Here is a 21,169-nt window from a genome sequence, read left to right as displayed (position 1 = left end):
GCCGAAGCGGCCCGCCACAGGACGGCGGGCCGCTTCGCGCGTCAGATGTGGCTTCCGAGCTCGTCGTCCAGGATGCCGAGCAGTTCCTCCACGGTCGCGGTCTCCAGCGCGCGCTCGTCGCTCACGACCGGTACGTCCGCGCCGTAGGTGGCGGCACCGTCCCAGCGCGCGCTCAGTGCGCGCAGCCGGGCGCCCACCCTGGCGCGCTGCTCGTCGTCCACCGAGGCCGGGTCCGCGGTGGAGTCCAGCAGCGTCTCCAGCCGGACCACCTCGGCCTCCAGGTCCACCGCCCCCGCAGCCGCTGTCGCCCCGCCCAGCTCGGTGAACAGGTGCTCGGCGAGTGCGTCGGCGGTCGGGTGGTCGAACGTGAGCGTGCTCGACAACCGCAGGCCGGTGTCGGCTCCGAGCCGGTTGCGGAGCTCGAGCGCGGCCAGTGAGTCCACGCCGAGGTCACCCAGGGAGCGGTCGGGTTCGACCGCGGCCGCGGAGGTGTGGCCCAGCACGCCGGCGACGTGACCGCACACCAGCTCGGTGAGCAGCTTCCTGCCTTCGGCCGCCGGGAGCTTCGGCAGCCGTGCGGACAGCGGCTCGGCCACGACCTCACCGGCGGCGTTCGCCACCCGGCGAACCGGTGCCGCCGCGGCGTGCCCGGACAGCGCGCGGACGAGGGCGGGAGCGTCCTCGGTGACGCGCACCCGCACCGGCAGGACGGCAGCGTGGTCAGCACCGAGCGCGGCGTCGAACAACTCCAGCGCGCGACTCACCGGCAACGGCAGGATGCCGTCGCGGGCGAGCCTGCTCCGCTCCGCCTCGTCCAGGCTCGCGCCCATGCCTCCCGCGCCCGCGGTCTCCCACAGGCCCCACCCGAGCGAGTGCGCCGGCAGGCCCAGGGAACGGCGGTACGCGGCGAGGGCGTCGAGGAAGGCGTTGCCCGCCGCGTAGTTGGCCTGTCCCGCGGCTCCCAGGGTGCCCGCCGCCGACGAGAACAGCACGAACGCCGCCAGGTCCAGGTCCTTCGTCAGCTCGTGCAGGTGCCACGCCGCGTCCGCCTTGGGCCGCAGCACCGTCTCGAACCGGTGCGGGGTGAGGTCGGTGAGCAGTCCGTCGTCGAGGACGCCCGCCGCGTGCACGACGGCCGTCAGCGGGCGGTCCGCGGGCACCGCGGCGACCAGTCCGGCCAGCGCGGCGCGGTCGGTGACGTCACAGGCCACCACCTCCACCAGCGCACCGAGCTCGTGGAGCTCCGTCAGGTCCGGCTCGCGGTGACCGCGCCCCACCAGCACCAGGTGACGGACCCCGTGGTTCGCCACCAGGTGGCGGGCCAGCAGCAGACCGAGGCCACCGGTGCCGCCGAGGACGAGCACCGTGCCCGCCGGGTCGAGCGGCACGGGCGTGCCCGGACCGTCCACTTCGGACAGCTCGGGGACGTGGGCCACCCCGGCGCGCAACGCGAGCTCCGGAGACCCGGTCGCGACAGCGGCCGCGAGGACGGCGTCCGACTCGGCCGTGCCGTCGGAGTCGAGCAGCACGAACAGGCCGGGGTGCTCGACGGCGGCCGCGCGCACCATGCCCCACACCGCCGCCTGCGCGAGGTCGGGGGTCTCGTCCGCGGTGACCGCCACCGCACGCCGGGTGCGGACCACGAGCGGACCGCTCGCGGTGCCACCGGCCTCGCGTTGCAGCACCGCGAGGGTGGCCGCCACCGTCGCACGCGTCGCGGCCGTCACCTCGCCACCGGCGTGGTCCACGGTGTGCACCCGCGGTTCGGCGGTCGCGGTTCCGACCGGCTTCGGCGTCCAGTGGAGGCGCAGCAGGTCACCGGGCTCGGTCGTCCGCAGCTGGCCGGGGTCGATCTCGCGCAGGCTCAGCGCGGCGACGTCGGCGACCGGAGCGCCCACGCCGTCGTACAGGCGCACGCCGAGCCGGCCCTGCTCCAGCGGCGTCAACCGCACCCGGAGCGCGGTCGCCCCGGTGGCGTGCACCTCGACGCCCTCCCACGAGAACGGCAGGGCCATGACGTCCGGGTCCTGGCCATCAAGGAGGTCGAGCAGGTGCAGTGCCGAGTCCAGCAGTGCCGGGTGCAGGCCGAAACCGGTGCCCTTGCCGTCCGGCAGCCGCACTTCGGCGCACACGTCGGCACCGTCGCGCCACGCGGCGCGCAGCCCGCGGAACAGCGGCCCGTAGTCGTAGCCCTGTGCCGAAAGCCGGTCGTAGACGCCGCTGACGTCGATCGGCTCCGCACCCGCGGGCGGCCACTCGCCCAGCGCGGGCGGTTCCTCCGCCGAGGCCGTGCCGAGGACACCGGTGGCGTGCCGCGTCCAGGCCGCGTCCGTCCCTTCCGGACGCGAGTGCACGGCGAGCGCGCGACTGCCGTCCGATCCTGGTGCGGCAGCGGTCACCTGCAGCTGAACGGCCTCGCCTGCGGTGAGCGTCAGCGGCCGTTCGAGCGTCAGCTCGGCCAGGTGCGGGCAGCCGGCCTGGTCGCCCGCGCGCACAGCGAGTTCCACGAACGCGCTGCCGGGCACGAGCACGGTCCCGGCGACGACGTGGTCGGCGAGCCACGGGTGCGTCGCGATCGACAGCCGCCCGGTCAGCGCCACGGTGTCGTCGCCCGCGAGCGTCACGGCAGCGCCCAGCATCGGGTGCGCCGCGGGGGTCTGGCCGAGGCCGCGGGCGTCCACCACCGCGCCGGGCTCGTCGTGCAGCCACAGCCGCTGGTGCTGGAAGGCGTAGGTCGGCAGGTCGATCGTGCGCGCGCCGGTGCCCTCGAACGCCTGCGCCCAGTCGACGTCGACTCCTCGGACGTGGGCGGTGCCGAGCAGCGTGGCGAAGGTGCGCACCTCGTCGTGCCCGCGTCGGCACACCGGTGCGAAGGCCGGCGTGGCGTTCTCCGCGTCACCGACGACCTCGCGGCCCATCGCGGTGAGAACCGCATCGGGACCGACCTCGATGAAGGTGCCCACCCCGGCGTCGGCGAGCGTGCGAACGCCATCGGCGAAGCGCACGGCCTCGCGCACGTGCCGCACCCAGTACGCCGGTGAGCACAGCTCCTCGTCGGTCGCGCGCTCACCGGTCACGTTGGACACCAGGGGGATCGACGGCGCCGCGAACTCCAGTCCGGCTGCGACCTGCTCGAACTCCGCGAGCATCGGTTCCATCAGCGGCGAGTGGAAGGCGTGGCTGACCCGCAACCGCTTCGTGCGGCGGCCGGTCAGCTTGTCCGCCACCGCGGCCACGGCGGCTTCGGAGCCGGACACGACGACGGCGCTCGGCCCGTTGACCGCGGCGATCGCCACGTCGTCGGCCGTCAGGTACGGCAGCACGTCGGTTTCCGCCGCGTCGACGGCGAGCATCGTGCCTCCGGCTGGCAGGGCGGCCATGAGCCGTCCGCGTGCGGCGACGAGACGCGCGGCGTCCCGCAGCGACCACACGCCCGCGACGTGGGCCGCGGTCAGCTCGCCGATCGAGTGGCCCGCCACCCAGTCCGGCCGCACGCCGTAGGACGCGAGCAGCCGGAAGAGCGCGGTCTCGACGGCGAACAACGCGCACTGGGTGTAGTCGGTGCGGTCGAGCAACGCGCTCGTGTCGTCCGCATCGGCCCACACGACCTCGCGCAGCGGTACGTCGAGGTGCTCGTCCAGCGCCTCGCAGACCTCGTCGAAGGCGGCGCGGAACACGGGGTGGCTCTCGTACAGCGCACGCCCCATGCCGAGTCGCTGGGCGCCCTGCCCGGTGAACAGGAACGCGACCTTGCCCGCCACCGGACGCCCGGTGACGACCGCCTCCGACGTGCGTCCCCCGGCGAGCGCCTCGAGCGCCGCGTCCAGCTCACCGGCGTCGCGCGCCACCACGGCGGCACGGTGGCCGAACGTGCTGCGCGTCGTGAACAGCGAGTAGGCGAGGTCCGGCAGCGACGCGCCCGCGACCTGCCGCAGTCGCGCGGCCTGCGCGGCGAGTGCGTCCGGTGTGGTCGCGGAGACCACGAACGGCAGCAGGGGGGCCTCCGCCGCGGGTTCCGGCGCGGGAGGTGCGGCCGGGGCCTGCTCCAGGATCAGGTGGGCGTTGGTGCCGCTGATCCCGAACGACGACACGCCCGCACGACGCGGGTGGCCGGACTCCGGCCAGGCGCGCTGCTCGGTGACCAGCCGCACGGCACCGGCGTCCCAGTCCACCTCCGCCGACGGCGCGGTGACGTTCAGCGTCGCGGGCAGGACGCCGTGGCGCATCGCCTGCACCATCTTCACCACCCCGGCGACGCCCGCCGCGGCCTGCGTGTGCCCGAGGTTCGACTTGATCGAACCGAGCCACAGCGGTTCACCGCGGTCCTGGCCGTAGGTCGCGAGCAACGCCTGCGCCTCGATCGGATCGCCGAGGGTCGTTCCGGTGCCGTGCGCCTCCACGGCGTCCACATCGGACGGTCCGAGGCCGGAGACGCGCAACGCCTCCCTGATCACGCGCTGCTGCGACGGGCCGTTGGGCGCGGTGAGGCCGTTCGACGCCCCGTCCGAGTTCACCGCGGAGCCGCGGACGACGGCCAGCACGTCGTGGCCGTGGCGCCGGGCCTGCGACAGCCGTTCCACCACGAGGACGCCGACGCCTTCGGACAGCGCCGTGCCGTCCGCGTCGGCGGAGAAGGCCTTGACCCTGCCGTCGGCCGCGAGGTTGCGCTGCCTGCTGAAGTCCACGAACGTGTCCGCGGTCGACATCACGCTCACGCCACCGGCGAGAGCACGGTCGCATTCGCCCCGTCGCACGGCCTCAGCGGCGAGGTGCAGCGCGACGAGCGACGACGAGCACGCGGTGTCCACGGAGAGCGTCGGGCCCTCCAGGCCCAGCGCGTAGGCGACGCGGCCGGAGGCGACACTGCCGAGACTGCCGTTGCCGAGGTAGTCGCGCACCTCCTCGGGCACGGCGCGCAGCCTGCTGCCGTAGTCGTGGTACATCACGCCCACGTAGACACCGGTCCGGGTGCCGCGCACGGTGTGCGGGTCGACGCCCGCGCGCTCCAGCGCCTCCCAGGAGACCTCCAGCAGCAACCGCTGCTGCGGGTCCATCGCGAGCGCCTCCCGCGGGCCGATGCCGAAGAAGTCGGGGTCGAACCGGTCGGCGTCGTGGAGGAACCCGCCCACGGCCGTGCTGCAGTGCCCGGCCTTGCCCGGCTCCGGGTCGTAGAGGTGCGCGAGGTCCCAGCCGCGGTCGGTGGGGAACCCGCCCATGCCGTCGCGGCCGTCGGTGACGAGCTGCCACAGGTCCTCCGGCGTGGCGATGCCGCCGGGGAACCGGCAGGCCATGCCGACGATCACCACCGGATCGTCCTGCGCGTCCACGGTGACCGGCGCGGCCGGCACGGGCTCGTCCGCCTCGGCGCCGAACAGCTCCGCGCTGACGTATGCGATCAGCGCGTCGGCGTCGGGGTAGTCGAAGACGAGCGTGGCGGGCAGTCGCAGGCCCAGCGCCGTGCCGAGGCGGTTGCGCAGTTCCACGGCGGTCAGCGAGTCGAAGCCGGTCTCCCGGAACGGGCGGCGCGGGTCGAGCACGAGGTCGTCACCGAAGCCGAGCACGGCGGCGACGAGCGTGCGGAGGAGCTCGCGCAGCTCGGTGTCGCGTTCGGCGGGACCGAGGGCGGTGAGGCGGTCGACGAGCGACGACCGCGCGGCGGCGGCGAGGCCGGTCGCGGCGCGCTTGCCCGAGGGCACGACGCCCCGCAGCAGCGGTGCCACCTCTCCCGCCCTGCGCAGAGCGGGGAGGTCGAGAGCGATCGGCACCAGCCGGGCGTCCGGCGCGGACAGCGCCACGTCGAACAACCGGAGTCCGTCGGCGGTCTGGATCGGGCGCACGCCCGCGCGGGCCATGCGCTCGACGTCGGCGTCGGTCAGGTGCTCGGTGAGCCCGGTGCGCTGGTCCCAGAACCCCCAGGCGAGGGAGTGCGCGGGCAGGCCGAGGGACCGGCGGTGCGCGGCGAGCGCGTCGAGGAACGCGTTGGCCGCCGCGTAGCCGGCCTGTCCCCCGCCGTCGACCGTGCCGGCGGCCGAGGAGAACAGCACGAACGCCGCGAGGTCCAGGTCCTTCGTCAGCTCGTGCAGGTGCCACGCCGCGTCCGCCTTGGGCCGCAGCACCGCGTCGAGGCGTTCGGGGGTCTGGTCGCTCACCAGGCCGTCGTCGAGCACACCCGCGAGGTGCACCACGGCGGTCAGCGGGTGTGCGGGGTCCACGGCGGCCACCACGCGGGCGAGCTGGTCGCGGTCTGCGGCGTCGCAGGCGACCACCGACACGTCGGCGCCGAGGTCCGACAGGTCGTCCGCCGCCACACCGCGGCGGCCGGTGAGGACGAGCCGCCGCACACCGTGCTCCCGCACCAGGTGCCGGGCGACCAGGCAACCGAGGACACCGGTGCCCCCCGTCAGGAGCACCGTGCCCTCCGGGTCGAGGGTCGCGGTCCGCGCGGTGGCCGGCACCCGCGCGAGGCGTGGCACGGACACGGTGCCGTCGTGCACGGCGAGCTGCGGTTCGGTGGTCGCGCCCGCGGCCGCGACCGCCGCCTCCACCCCGTCGCCGGAGTCGACCAGCACGAACCGGCCGGGGTGCTCGTCCTGGGCCGCGCGCACCAGGCCCCACACCGCGGCGGCGGCCACGTCGCGGACGGGTTCGGTGACAGCGCCCCCGGTGAGCACGAGCAGCCGCGCGGAAGGCTCCTCGGCGATCCAGCGCTGGATCGCGGCGAGCGCGAGTCCCGTGGTGCCGCGTGCCGCGGCAGCGGGGTCGAGAGCGCCTTCAGTGGTCCCGTCGATCGGCAGGACCACCCACTCGTGTGCGCCATCGGGCAGTGCGGAGTCACCGTCCCACACGACGAACGAGCCGGGTTCGGTCCTGGGCACCGGCAGCACCGGCCAGCTCAGGCGGTAGAGGTCGTCGGTGCGGGTGGCGACGGCACCCCGGTCGACCGGGCGTGCCACCAGCGCTTCCACCTCCGCCACCGGCGCGCCGGTGGGGTCGGCCATGCGCAGCGACAGGGTCTCACCGCGCCGGATCGCCACTCGCAGGGCGGTCGCGCCGGTGGCGTGCAGGGAGACACCGGTCCAGGCGAACGGCAGGCTCGTCTCGCCGGCACCGTCGGCGGCCAGGCCGTCCACGTGCAGGGCGGCGTCGAACAGCGCCGGGTGCAGGCCGAAGCCCGCCGCCTCGACGGGCAGCTCCACCTCGGCGAACAGCTCGTCACCCCGCCGCCAGGCCGCGCGCAGCCCCTGGAAGGAGGGACCGTAGTCGTAGCCGAGCGCGGCGAGCCTGTCGTAGGCGTCGTCGACGACCAGCGGTTCCGCGCCGCTCGGCGGCCACACCGCCAGGTCGAAGGCCGCGGCCGCGGACTGGGGAGCGAGCAGGCCGGAGGCGTTGCGCGACCAGGGTTCGCCGGGATCGCCGTGCGGTCGCGAGTGGACGGTCAGCGCGCGGTGCCCGGTCTCGTCCGGCGCGTCGACGCGCACCTGCAGCTGGACGCTCCCCCACCCGGCCAGCACGACCGGCGCGTGGAGGGTGAGCTCCGCGAGGTGACCGTGCCCGAGGTCGTGGCCCAGCGACAGCGCGAGCTCGACCAGCGCCGTGCCGGGGAGCAGCACCGTGCCGGCCACGGCGTGATCGGCGAGCCACGGCAGCGCCGACGTCGAGAGACGGGCGGTGAAGACCACCGCTCCCGCACCGTCCTCGTCCTGGGCCACGGGGACCGCGGCGCCGACGAGCGGGTGCGCGACGGTGTCGAGGCCGGCCGCCGTGACGTCGCCCGTCGCCCCGGACCGGCCCAGCCAGTAGCGTTCCCGCTGGAACGCGTACGTCGGCAGATCGGTCACGCGCGCGCCGGAAGCGCTGAACACCGCGCGCCAGTCCACGGGAACCCCGGCGACGAACGCCTCGGCCAGCGAGGTGAACAGCCGTTCGGGACCGCCGTCGTGCCGGCGCAGCGACCCGACCCCGGTGACGTCGACGCCGGCGGCGTCGGCCGTCTCCGCGATGCTGTGCAGCAGCACCGGATGCGGGCTGCACTCGATGAAGGCACCGTACCCGGCGTCGAACAGCTCGCGGGTCGTCTGTTCGAAGAGGACGGTCTGCCGCAGGTTCTCGTACCAGTACTGGGCGTCGAGGACCACCGTGTCGATCCGGCCGCCGGTCACGGTCGAGTAGAACGGCACGTCCGCCGTGCGCGGCCGGATGCCGGCGAGGTCGGTGAGCAGCCGCTCGTGGATCGCCTCGACGTGCGCGCAGTGCGACGCGTAGTCGACCGGCACGAGCTTGGCCCGGTGCCCGTCCGCGATCACCGCCGCGCGCAGTTCGCTGAGCGCCTCGGGGTCGCCGGAGACCACCACCGACAGCGGGCCGTTCACCACGGCGATCTCGAGGAGGCCGCCGTGGGCCGCGAGTCGTTCGCGCACCTGCTCGGCCGGGAGCGCGACCGACAGCATCCCGCCGCGGCCGGAGAGCTCGTCGGCGATGGCCTTCGCGCGCAGGGTCACCACCTTCGCACCGTCGGCGAGGCTGAGCGCGCCCGCCACGCACGCGGCGGCGATCTCGCCCTGCGAGTGGCCGATGACCGCCGCGGGCTCGACCCCGTGCGCACGCCAGAGTGCCGCCAGCGACACCATGACCGCCCACAGCACCGGTTGCACGACGTCGACGCGGCTCAGCTCACGCCGGGCGCGGACGGTGTCGAGCAGGTCCCATCCCGTGATGGGGTCGAGCACCGCCGCGCACTCCGCCAGCGCGGCGGAGAACGCCGGTGAGGAGTCGAGGAGGTCGGCGGCCATGCCGGCCCACTGCGAGCCCTGGCCCGGGAAGACGAACGCGACCCGCGACTCGGGGGCGCGGGCACCGCGCACGACACCGGTGGCGGTGTCGCCCGCGGCCAGCGCGGTGAGCCCCGCCGTCAGCGCGGCGAGGTCGTTCCCGACGACGACGGCGCGTTCGTCGAGCACCGCACGCGACGCCACGAGGCCGTACGCGATGTCGGCCGGGGAGTCCGGGGTCGCGGCGAGGTGGTCGAGCATCCGGCGGGCCTGCGCCGCGAGGCCGCGTCCGCTCGCTCCCGACAGCACCAGGGGCACCGGGCCCGACCACGGCTCGGCCGGTTCCACGACGGGCTCTTCCGCCGGCGGTGACTCGAGGATGACGTGGGCATTGGTGCCGCTGATGCCGAACGAGGACACGGCGGCCCTGCGCCGCCCGTCGCGCGCCGGCCAGTCGCGCGCCTCGCGGAGCAGCTCGACCGCGCCCTCCTCCCAGTCGACCTTCGAGGTGGGCTCGCCGGCGTGGAGGGTCCGGGGCAGCCTGCCGTGCCGCATGGCCTCGACCATCTTGATGATCCCGGCGACGCCCGCCGCGGCCTGCGTGTGCCCGATGTTCGACTTGATCGAACCGAGCCACAGCGGTTCACCGCGGTCCTGGCCGTAGGTCGCCAGCAGCGCCTGCGCCTCGATCGGGTCACCGAGCGGCGTGCCGGTGCCGTGCGCCTCCACGACGTCCACATCGGACGGTTCGAGTTCCGCGTCGGCCAGCGCCGCCCGGATCACGCGTTGCTGCGACGGGCCGTTCGGCGCCGTCAGCCCGTTCGACGCACCGTCCTGGTTGATCGCGGAACCGCTCACCACGGCCAGCACCCGGTGCCCGTTGCGCCGCGCGTCGGAGAGGCGTTCGAGCAACACCATCCCGGTGCCCTCGCCCCAGCCCGTGCCGTCCGCGCCCTCGGCGAACGACTTGCAGCGCCCGTCCTGCGCGAGACCGCGCTGCTTCGAGAAGTCGATGAACGTGTCCGGGGTGGACATCACCGTCACCCCGCCCGCGAGCGCCAGCGAGCACTCGCCTGACCGGAGCGCCTGCACCGCGAGGTGCAGCGCGACCAGCGAGGACGAGCACGCCGTGTCCACCGTGACGGCGGGGCCTTCCAGCCCGAGCGTGTACGACACCCGCCCGGACGCGACGCTGCCCAGGTTGCCGTTGCCGAGGTAGCCCTCGACCTCCTCGGGCACCTCGGTGAGCCAGGTCCCGTAGTCGTGGTACATCACGCCCGCGTAGATGCCGGTCCGGCTGCCGCGCAGGCTGTGGGGGTCGATGCCCGCGCGTTCCAGGGCCTCCCAGCAGACCTCCAGCAGCAACCGCTGCTGCGGGTCCATGGCGAGCGCCTCCCGCGGGCTGATGCCGAAGAAGGCGGGGTCGAACCACGCGGCCTCGTGCAGGAACCCGCCTTCGCGCACGTGGGTCCTGCCCGGTGCGTCGGGATCGGGGTCGTAGATGTTGTCGACGTCCCAGTCGCGGTCGGCCGGGAAGTCCCCGATCGCGTCGGTGCCTCCGGCGACCAGCTCCCAGAGCTTCTCCGGGGTGTCGGCGCCACCGGGATACCGGCAGCTCATCCCGACGATCGCGACCGGTTCACGAGCCGCTTGGGCGTTCTGCGCGCGCAGCCGCTCGTTCTCGATCAACGACTGGCGCAGCGCTTCGACGATCTGTTCGACGGATGTTTCCATGCTCGGTGTCGCTCCCCTGCTCGCTCGGCTTGGCCCTGCTTCCCCGGGTGGCCGGGCGGGCGGCTCAGGTGCCGCTGCGGTTCAACGCGGCGCGCACGAGGTCGGCCACGTCCATGGACTTGATGTCGGTGCCGGGTTCGCCGTCCGCTGTCCGCGGCACCTGCGGTTCGGCCGGCGGTTCCGGGGCCAGGCGGCCGAGGAGGTAGCCGGCGAGTGCGGCGGGCGTCGCGTAGTCGAAGATCATCGTGGACGGCAGCCGCAGCCCGCTGACGGCGTTGAGCCGGTTGCGCAGCTCCACCGCGGCGAGCGAGTCGAACCCCAGCTCGGTGAAAGCGCGCCGTGGTTCCACGTCGGCGGGCCCTGCGTGGCCGAGCACCCCGGCCACCTCGGTGCGGACGGCGGTGAGCACGACGTGCTCGTGGTCGGCCTTCGGCAGCCCGGCGAGCCGGTCGCCGAGGGTGCGGGCGTGCTGGGCGGGTGCCACGGCGACGCCGGCGAGCGTCCGCAGCGGCGCGGGCACCTCCTCGCCTCGCCGCCGCAGCGCGCGGAGGTCGAGCCGGACCGGCAGCACGGCGGGCAGGCCGGTCGTCACGGCGGCGTCGAAGAGGGCGAGCGCGTCGTCCGGTTCGAGCACGCCGACGCCGGAACGCTCGATCCGGGCGAGCTCGCCCTCGTCCAGCGACGCGCCCATGCCGCCGCCCGCCCACAGGCCCCACGCCATCGACGTCGCGGCGAGCCCGAGGTCCGCCCGGTGCGCGGCGAGCGCGTCGAGGAACGCGTTGGCCGCCGCGTAGTTGCCCTGGCCGGAGGCGTCGATGGTGCCCGCGGCCGACGAGAACAGCACGAAGTGCGCCAGCTCGCGGCCGAGGGTCAGCTCGTGCAGGTGCCAGGCGGCCTCGGCCTTCGGGCGCAGCACGGTGTCCACACGCGACGGTGTCAGCGCCGTGATGACGCCGTCGTCCAGCACACCGGCCGTGTGCACGACGCTGTCGACCGGTGTGAGCGCGAGCAACGCGGCGACGGCCGCGCGGTCGGCGACGTCGCAGGCGACGACCTCGGCCTTGGCACCCAGCGCGCTCAGCTCGCCGAGCAGGTCGGCGGCACCCGGCGCGTCCGGCCCGCGCCTGCTCGTGAGAACGAGCCTTTCGACGTCGTTGCGCCGTGCGAGGTGCTTCGCGACGAGCGCGCCGAGCCCGCCCGTCCCTCCGGTGATGAGCACGGTGCCCCACGGGCGCTGCGCCGTGCGGTCCACCGCGTCCGGTGCGCGGACGAGACGCGGTGCGTGCACGTCGCCGTCCTTGAGGCGCACCTCCGGCTCACCGGTGTCGAGTGCCGCGCCGAGGGACGCGAGGTCCGGCCGGGCGTCTCCGAGGTCCACGAGCACCACGCGTCCGGGTTCCTCCGCGTACGCGGCACGGACGAGACCGCGCACCGCCGCGCCGGCGAGATCGTCGCGGGTCAGCACGACGAGCACCGCCTGCCGTTCGTCGGCGAGCCACGCCTGCACGACCCGCAGGGTCTCGGCGAGGGCTGACCGCACGGCGTCCGGCACAGCGGTGCCGTCCGGCACCGGTGCGGCGTACAGGACCGCGTCGGCGGTGCCCAGCGCGGCGGGCTCCGGTGCGACCGGGACGCCGAGTCCGAGGTCGTCGTCACCGAGCACCGCCCAGCTCCGGTGTGCCCGCACGACGGGCTTCGGCACCGGCTCGCCGGCCACGACGTACAGCTCCCGGGCCGGGGCACCCAGCCGGTCTGCGGCGACGGGCCGCGTCACGTACGACGCCACGGTCGCCAGCGGTGCTCCGTCCTCTGTGGAGAGTTCGATCCGCAGGCCGCCGGTGCCCGCGCGGGTCACGCGCACCCTGGCGGCGAGCGCGCCGGAGCCGTGCTGGGTGACCCCGGTCCACGCGAACGGCAGCTCGACCACGCCCGCGCCGGCATCGGCGGGTTCGGCTCGCGGGTCGAGCAGACCGGTGACGTGCAGCGCCGCGTCGAGCAATGCCGGGTGCAGGCCGTAGCGGGCGGCGTCGTGCCTGGCCTCCGCGGGCAGTTCCAGCTCCGCGAGCACGGTGTCCTCGCCGGCCCGCCACGCGGCGCGCACGGCGTGGAAGACGGGCCCGTAGTCGTAGCCCTCGGCGTGCATCCGCTCGTACAGGCCGCTGACGTCGAGCCCGGTCGCGCCCGGCGCGGGCCACTCGCCGACCGGCGCCTGACCGGACGCGTCCCCGACCACGTCGAGAACGCCCGTGGCGTGGCAGGTCCACTCGCCGGTCGCGTCGTCGGGCCGCGAGTGGATCTCGACGGTGCCGTCGGCGGCGGCCGAGACGTGCAGCCGCACGGCCGACTCCCCCGGCACGACGAGCGGCGACTGCAGGGTCAGCTCGGTGAGCGCGGGGCGGCCGGTGAGGCGGCCGGCGTGCAGGGCGAGGCCGACCAGCGCGGCACCGGGTACCAGCACGGTGCCGAGGACGGCGTGCTCGGCGAGCAGCGGGTGCGTGGCGAGCGAGACGCGTCCGGTGAGCAGCAGGCCGCCGTCGCCTGGCAGGTCCACGGCCGCGCTGACCAGCGGGTGGTCCACTGAGGACAGTCCGTGCGCGGTGACGTCGCCACCGGTCGCGGCCAGCGGCAGCCAGTGGTGCCGGTGCTGGAACGGGTAGGTCGGCAGGTCCACGTGCGCGCCGGTGAAGTCGCCGTAGAGCTGACGCCAGTCGACGTCGAAGCCCCGCACGTGCACCTCGGCGAGCGAGGTCAGCAGCGCGCGCACCTCCCCGGTGTCCTTGCGCGCGGTGCACGCGAAGGCCGGTTCGGCATCGCCCTGGGCTTCGACGAGGCAGTCGGGTCCCATCGCGGTCAGCACGGGGGCGGCGCCGAGCTCCAGGAACGTGTCGACGCCGCGGTCGGCGAGCGCGCGCACGGCGTCGGCGAAGCGCACGGTCCCGCGCACGTGGTCCACCCAGTAGCCGGCCGAGCCGAGCTGGGCGGCGGTCGCGGGCTCGCCGGTGAGCGTGGACATGATCGGCACCGCGGGCTCGTGCGCGGTGAGCCCGGCCATGACCTCGCGGAAGCCGGCCAGCATCGGTTCCATGCGCGGCGAGTGGAAGGCGTGCGAGACCCGCAGCCGCCGGGTCGTGGCGAACCGCGCGGCGACCGCCTCCACGGCGTCCTCGTCACCGGACACCACGACCGCGCGGGGCCCGTTGACCGCGGCGATGCCGCACCGCTCGCCGAGGAGCGGGGTGACCTCCTCCTCGGTGGCCTGCACGGCGATCATGGCCCCGCCGGCGGGCAGGGCCTGCATCAGCTCGCCCCGCGCGGCGACCGCGGTCACCGCGTCGGACAGCGACCAGACACCCGCCACGTGCGCGGCGGCGAACTCGCCGATGGAGTGCCCCGCGAGCCACGCCGGACGCAGCCCCGCCGACTCGAGCACCCGGTAGAGGGCCACCTGCGTGGTGAACAGCGCGGCCTGCGTGTAGGCGGTCTGGTCGAGCAGCGCGGCCGCCTCGCCGTCACCGAACAGCACGTCGGCGAGCGGGTGGCCGAGGTGACCGGCGAACTGCGCGGCGATGCGGTCGAAGTGCTCCGCGAAGACGGGGTGGGTGCGGTACCAGTCGCGTCCCATGCCCGGTCGCTGGGCACCCTGACCGGAGAACAGGAACGCCAGCGTGCCGTCGGTGACCGAACCGGTCACGACGAGCCCCGGCGCGTCGGCGGCCAGGGCGAGCGCGTCGAGGCCCGCCGTGACGTCGTCGGAGGAGTCCGCGCCGGCGAGGACGACGGCGCGCTCGTCGTGCGCCGCGCGCGTGGTGGCGAGGGCGAAGCCGAGGTCGGCGGGGGCGGTGGTGGACGCCGCGATGACCAGGTTGCGTGCCTGGTCGCGCAGCGCCGCGGTCGTCCGCGCCGAGACCGGCAGGGCGACGACCGGGGGCGCTTCTCCTCCGGCCACCGCCTCCTGCGCGCCGGGCTCCTCGATGATGACGTGGGCGTTCGTGCCGCTGATGCCGAAGGACGACACGGCGGCACGGCGCGGCCGGGCTCCGGGTTCCCACGGACGGGCCTCGGTGAGCAGCTCGACGGAGCCCGCCTCCCAGTCGACCTTCGAGGACGGCGCGTCGACGTGCAACGTCTTCGGGAGGACGCCGTGCCGCAGGGCCTCGACCATCTTGATGACACCCGCGACACCCGCCGCGGCCTGCGTGTGCCCGATGTTCGACTTGATCGAACCGAGCCACAGCGGTTCACCGCGGTCCTGACCGTAGGTCGCCAGCAGCGCCTGCGCCTCGATCGGGTCACCGAGGGTCGTGCCGGTGCCGTGCGCCTCCACGGCGTCCACATCGGACGGTGCCAGGCCCGCTGCGGCGAGGGCCGCGCGGATGACCCGTTGCTGCGACGGGCCGTTCGGCGCCGTCAGCCCGTTCGACGCGCCGTCCTGGTTGATCGCGGAACCGCTCACCACGGCCAGCACCCGGTGCCCGTTGCGCCGCGCGTCGGAGAGCCGTTCGACGACGAGCACCCCGACGCCCTCGCCCCAGCCCGTGCCGTCCGCGCCGTCGGCGAACGACTTGCAGCGGCCGTCGGCGGCGAGCCCGCGCTGGCGGGAGAAGTCGATGAACGTGTCCGGTGTGGACATCACCGTGACGCCGCCGGCGAGGGCGAGGTCGCATTCGCCCTGCCGCAGCGCCTGAGCGGCGAGGTGCAACGTGACCAGGGACGAGGAGCACGCCGTGTCGACGGTGACCGCGGGGCCCTCGAGACCGAGCGCGTACGCGACGCGGCCGGAGACGACACTGCCCAGGTTGCCGTTGCCCGCGTAGGCCGCGAGGTCCTCCGGCAGCTCGGGGAGCCAGGCACCGTAGTCGTGGTACATCACGCCCGCGTAGACGCCGGTCCGGCTGCCGCGCACGGTGGCGGGATCGATCGACGCCCGTTCCAGCGCCTCCCAGGACACCTCCAGCAGCAACCGCTGCTGCGGGTCCATCGCGGTGGCCTCCCGTGGGCTGATGCCGAAGAAGCCGGCGTCGAACCGCGCGGCGTCGTGGAGGAACGCGCCTTCCCGCGTGTACGTGCGGCCGGGCGTGCCCGGCTCGGGGTCGTAGAGCGCGTCGGCGTCCCAGCCGCGGTCGGCGGGGAACCCGCCCACCGCGTCGACGCCGTCGGCGACCAGCCGCCACAGGTCCTCGGGCGAGGTGACGCCGCCGGGATAGCGGCAGGCCGTGCCGACGATGACGATCGGATCGGTGGTGGTGCCGGGGTCGCGCACGACGACGGGAACCACGGGCTCGGCGCTGCCGAACAGGCCCTCCTCGACGTGCTTGGCGAGCGCGCGCGGCGTCGGGTGGTCGAACACGAGGGTGGCGGTCAGCCGCAGCCCGGTCACCGCGTTGAGCCGGTTGCGCAGCTCGACGGCGGCGAGGGAGTCGAACCCGAGCTCGGTGAACGCGCGCGCCGGGTCGATGGCGGAGGCTCCGTCGTGGCGCAGCACGTCGGCCACCTCGGTGCGCACGAGGTCCAGCACCACGCGTTCGCGCTCGGCGACCGGAACGGTGGCGAACCGGCCTTCCTCGGTGGTCCGCGCACCGCCCGCGGCAGCACGGCGCACGGCGGGACGCACGAGCTCGCGCAACAGGTGCGGCACGCCGTCGGGACGGCGTCGCACGGCGGTCGCGTCCACCTCGACCGGCACCGCGGTGGACCGTCCTGATCGGACGGCGAGGTCGAACAGCCGCAGCGACCGTTCCGCCGGGAGTCCCGGCAGCCCGGCGGCGGCGATGCGGCGCAGCGCGGCGGCGTCGAGTGCGGCACCCATGCCGGTGCCCGTCGCCCACAGGCTCCAGGACAGCGCCGTGGCGGGCAGGCCGAGTGACGCGCGGTGCTCGGCGAGCGCGTCCAGGTAGGCGTTGGCGGCGGCGTAGTTGGCCTGGCCCGGCGCGTCGAGCACCGCGGCGAGCGAGGAGAACAGCACGAACCGCTTCAGCGGGCGGTCGAGCGTCAGCTCGTGCAACAGCCAGGCGCCGTGGGCCTTGGCGTGGAAGACCTCGTCGACCATCTCGTCGGTGAGCGAGCCGAGCAGACCATCGCGGACGACTCCCGCCGCGTGCACCACCGAGTCGGCGGGGTGCTCCGCCAGCAACCGCGTGACGGCGTCGCGGTCGCCGATGTCGCAGGCCACCACGGTCACCTCGGCGTCCAGGTCCCCGACGAAGCCGGGCACCTCCCCGCGCCTGCCGGCCAGCACCAGGCGGCGGACGCCGTGCGCCTCGACCAGGTGCCGCGCCACGAGCGACCCGACCCCGCCGGTGCCACCGGTCACCAGCACGGTGCCCCAGTCGTCGGCGGCTGCGGTGGCCGGGACCGAGACCGGAGCGGAGACCAGGCGCGGGACGAGGAACTGCCCGCCGGTCAGCGACAGCTCCGGCTCACCGCTGGCGAGGGCCTGGGCCAGTTCGGTCTCGGAAGGCTCGGCGTCGTGCTCGACGAGCACGAAACGACCGGGGTTCTCGGCCTGCGCCGCGCGGACGAGCCCGCGGACCGCGGCGTGCGCGGGGCTCGCGGGTGGGGTCACCACGACGAGCGGCGCGGTCGTGCTGTCGTCTTCCAGCCACGTGCGCACCAGGCGCAGTGCCGTGCCGGCGTGCTCGCGGGCGTCCCGCGCGTCCGCGCTCGCGGCACCGCCGAAGCGGTGCACGACAGTGCCCTGTGGAACTGCGGTGGGTGCCGGGGCACGGTGTGGCACCCACCGCACAGCGTGCAGGACCTCCTGGTCCTGCACGAGCCGGGAAACCAGTCCGCCGATGTCGGCCACCGGTGCACCGGTGACGTCGGCGAGCCGGAGCGAGATGCCGCCTCCGTCGCCGCGCGTGATCGCGACGCGCACGGCGGTCGCGCCGGTGGCGTGCAGCGTGACGCCGGTCCAGGCGAACGGCACGCTCACCTCCGACGGAGGCGCGTCCAGGTCTGCCGCGTGCAACGCCGCGTCGAGCAACGCGGGGTGCAGGCCGAAGGCACCCGCGCTCTCCGCGATCCCTTCCGGCAACGCGACCTCGGCGTACACGGTCCCGCCCTGCCGCCACGCGGCGCGAAGACCCCGGAACGCCGGCCCGTAGCCGTATCCCTCGTCGGCCAGGCGCTCGTAGAGGTCGTTCGTGTCCACCGGGTCGGCACCCGGCGGCGGCCACTCGCCGAACGGCGCGGGATCGGCGGTGTCGGCCGGGGCGAGGACGCCAGCGGCGTGCTCGGTCCACGGGCCCGCCTGGTCGGCGCGGCTGTGGACGGTGACCGGGCGACGGCCGTCCTCGTCCGCCACGCCGACCGCCACCTGGACGGAGACCTCCTCGTCGCCACCGAGGACGAGCGGTGCGCTCAGGGTCAGTTCCTCCAGCTGCAGCGGCGGGCCGGCGGGTACGTGGTCGGCGGCGCGCAGAGCGAGCTCCACGAACGCCGTGCCGGGGAACAGCACCCTGCCGCCGATGACGTGATCGGCGAGCCACGGCTGGGTGCGCGTGGAGATCCGTCCGGTCAGCACCGCGGCGTCCGCGCCCACGCCGGCGACAGCGGCGAGCAGCGGGTGATCGGCGGGCAGCTGTCCGAGCGCGCCGGCGCCGGCGGACGTGCCCTGGTCGAGCCAGAAGCGCCGCCGCTGGAACGGGTACTGGGGCAACTGGACCGGAGCGCCGCCGAACCCGGCGAAGTGCCGCCGCCAGTCGACGGGGACGCCGCGCGAGTGCACGGCCGCGAGCCCCGACATGGCCTCGTGCGCTTCGGGCCGGTCCCGGCGCAGCGCCGCGATGAAGGCCACTCCGCCGGCGTCCACGCACTCCGGCCCCATCGCCGACAGCGTGGCGCCCGGTCCGAGCTCGAGGAACGTGCGCACGCCCGTGTCGGCGAGCAGCCGCAGCGCGTCGTGGAAACGCACCTGTGCGCGGACGTGGCCGACCCAGTACTCCGGATCGCACATCTCGACCGACACCGGCTGCCCGGTCACGGTCGACACGATCGGCAGGCGCGGCTCGCGGAAGTCGAGCACGCGCACGACGCGGCGGAACTCGTCGAGCACCGGCTCCATGAGCGGCGAGTGGAAGGCGTGGCTCACGCGCAGACGCCGGGTGTCGCGATCACGTGACGACAGCTCGGCGGCGATCCGCTCGACGTCGCCGAGCTCGCCCGACACCACGACCGACTCGGGGCCGTTGACGGCGGCGATCCCGGTTCCCGCGGTCAGCAGAGGGGTCACTTCGGCCTCGGACGCGCGAACGGCGAGCATCGCGCCCCCGGCGGGCAGCCGCTGCATGAGCCGGCCGCGCGCGGCGACGAGGATCGTCGCGTCCTGCAGCGTCAGCACGCCCGCGACGTGCGCGGCCGCGATCTCGCCGACGGAGTGGCCCGCGAGGTGGTCCGGCGTGAGGCCCCAGCTCTCGAACAGCCGGTACAGCGCGACCTCGACGGCGAACAGCGCGGGCTGCGCGTACTCCGTCGTGTCCAGCAGGGCGGCGTCGGCACTGCCCGGCTCGGCGAACATCAGCTCGTCGAGCCGGCGCGGCAGCTGGAGGTCGAAGTGGGCACAGGTCGCGGCGAGCGAGTCCGCGAAGACGGGATAGGCGGCCGCCAGCTCGCGGCCCATCCCCGCGCGCTGGCTGCCCTGCCCGGCGAACAGGAACGCGATCTCGCCCGGCACCCGCTGCGGCACCGCGGTGGCACCGTTCGCGAGTCCTTCCAGGGCAGCGCGCAGCTCGTCCCGGCCGGTCGCGACGAGCACCGCCGAGTCGCGCAGCGCGGCACGCGTGGTGCCGAGCGCCTGTGCCAGCTCCACCGGTTCGACGGTGTCGACGAGGGGCAGCAGGTCACGGGCACGCGCGCGGAGCGCGTCCTCGCCGCGCGCGGACAGCGGGAACGCCAGCGGGCGCCCGCCGGCCGGGCTCGGCGCGGAGGTGTCCGGTTCCTGCTCGGGGCGTTCGAGGATGACGTGCGCGTTGGTGCCGCTGACGCCGAAGGACGACACGGCGGCGCGGCGCGGGCGGCCCGTCTCCGGCCACGGACGGGACTCGACGGTCAGCTCGACCTGGCCGGAGGACCAGTCGACGTGCGGCGTCGGTTCGTCGACGTGCAGCGTCGCGGGAACCTCGCCGTGCTGCATCGCGAGCACGGCCTTGATCACCCCGGCAACGCCGGCGGCGGCCTGGGTGTGCCCGAGGTTGGACTTCACCGACCCGAGCAGCAGGGGCCTCGCGCGGTCGCGTCCGTAGGTGGCCAGCAGCGCCGTCGCCTCGATCGGGTCGCCGAGCCGGGTACCGGTGCCGTGCGCCTCGACGACGTCGACGTCCGCCGGCGTGAGTCCCGCTGACGCGAGCGCACTGCGGATGACCCGCTGCTGCGCGGTGCCGTTGGGCGCGGTGAGGCCGTTGGACGCGCCGTCGGAGTTCACCGCGGAGCCGCGCACCACGGCGAGCACCCGGTGGCCGTTCTTCCGCGCGTCCGACAGCCGCTCCAGGACCAGGACGCCCACGCCTTCGGCGAAACCGGTGCCGTCCGCGGCCGCGGCGAAGGGTTTGCAGACCCCGTCCGGCGCGAGGCCGCGCTGCCTGCTGAACGCGGTGAAGACGCCCGGTCCACCGAGCACGGCCACACCACCGGCGAGCGCGAGCGTCGTTTCCCCCGCGCGCAACGAGCGGCACGCCAGGTGCAGCGAGACGAGTCCCGCGGAGCACGCCGTGTCCACGGTGAGCGCGGGACCTTCCACACCGAGCACGTACGCGACCCGGCCGGACACGACGCTGGAGGCGTTGCCCGCCAACAGGTACGCGTCCATGCCGTCGGGTGCCTCGTGCAGGTGCGGGCCGTAGTCCAGCATCTCCGCACCGACGAAGACACCGGTCGCCGTGCCGCGCAACGCGGTGGGGTCGATCCCGGCGTTCTCGAGCGCGTGCCAGGTGGTCTCGAGCACGAGCCGCTGCTGCGGGTCCATGCCCAGCGCCTCGCGCGGGCTGATGCCGAAGAACTCGGCGTCGAAGTCGGTCGCGGTGCCGAGGAACCCGCCCTTGCGCACGTAGGCGCTGCCCGGCGTCTCGGGATCGTCGTCGAACAGGGCGCCGAGGTCCCAACCGCGGTCGGAGGGGAAGTCGGACAGCACGGTGCCGCCCTCGGCGAGCAGCTGCCACAACGCCGCCGGATCGTCGATGCCGCCGGGGAAGCGGCAGCCGATGCCCACGATCGCGACCGGCTCGTCGTCGACGGCGGCGGGGGTGGTGGGTGCGGCGGGCACGTCCGCGGCGTCGTCGGTTCCGTCGGCCGCGCGCAGCAGCCGGTCCACCAGCTCCGGCAGCGTCGGGCAGTCGTAGGCGAGGCTCACCGGCAGGGGAATCCCGGTGCGCTCGGTGAGGACGTGGTGCAGGTGGACGGCGGCCAGCGAGTCGAGCCCCTGCGCCGCGAAGGACTGCTCGGCGTCGAGCGCGGCGCCGGCGGCCGCTGCGTCCGGCCGCGCCTGCGCGATGGCCTCCGCCACGGCGGCGCGCACCAACTCGGTGACCACCCGGCGGCGTCCGCCCGGCGCGGCCTGCGCCAGCCGTGTCGCCAGTGCTGATTCGGCTACGAGCCCGTTCATCCGCGCATCTCCCGACTGACCGGCGCGATCTCTGGTCCTTGCTTGGAACGTAACGAGAGCAGGAGGAGGGACC

2 protein-coding genes are annotated in these 21,169 nt (G+C 75.0%); both read right to left on the bottom strand.

Annotated features, from left to right (window positions below):
* Positions 1–41: 41 nt before the first annotated feature.
* On the bottom strand, positions 42–10,502 hold the full coding sequence (locus ACZ7CH_RS05065) for an SDR family NAD(P)-dependent oxidoreductase (protein WP_470373194.1): 10,461 nt from the start codon (positions 10,500–10,502) through the stop codon (positions 42–44).
* A 64-nt stretch (positions 10,503–10,566) separates the two neighbouring features.
* Positions 10,567–21,096, bottom strand: a complete 10,530-nt coding sequence (locus ACZ7CH_RS05060; protein ID WP_470373193.1) for an SDR family NAD(P)-dependent oxidoreductase — start codon at positions 21,094–21,096, stop codon at positions 10,567–10,569.
* Positions 21,097–21,169 lie beyond the last annotated feature (73 nt).

Source organism: Lentzea sp. NPDC037011, assembly GCF_055607425.1.
The sequence above is the reverse complement of the archived record's forward strand: the minus strand, read 5'-3'. Positions and strand labels throughout refer to the sequence as shown.

Excerpts from the sequence above, each read along its gene's own strand:
- ACZ7CH_RS05065 (WP_470373194.1), bottom strand. The coding sequence starts at position 10,502 with ATGGAAACATCCGTCGAACAGATCGTCGAAGCGCTGCGCCAGTCGTTG.
- ACZ7CH_RS05060 (WP_470373193.1), bottom strand. The coding sequence starts at position 21,096 with ATGAACGGGCTCGTAGCCGAATCAGCACTGGCGACACGGCTGGCGCAG.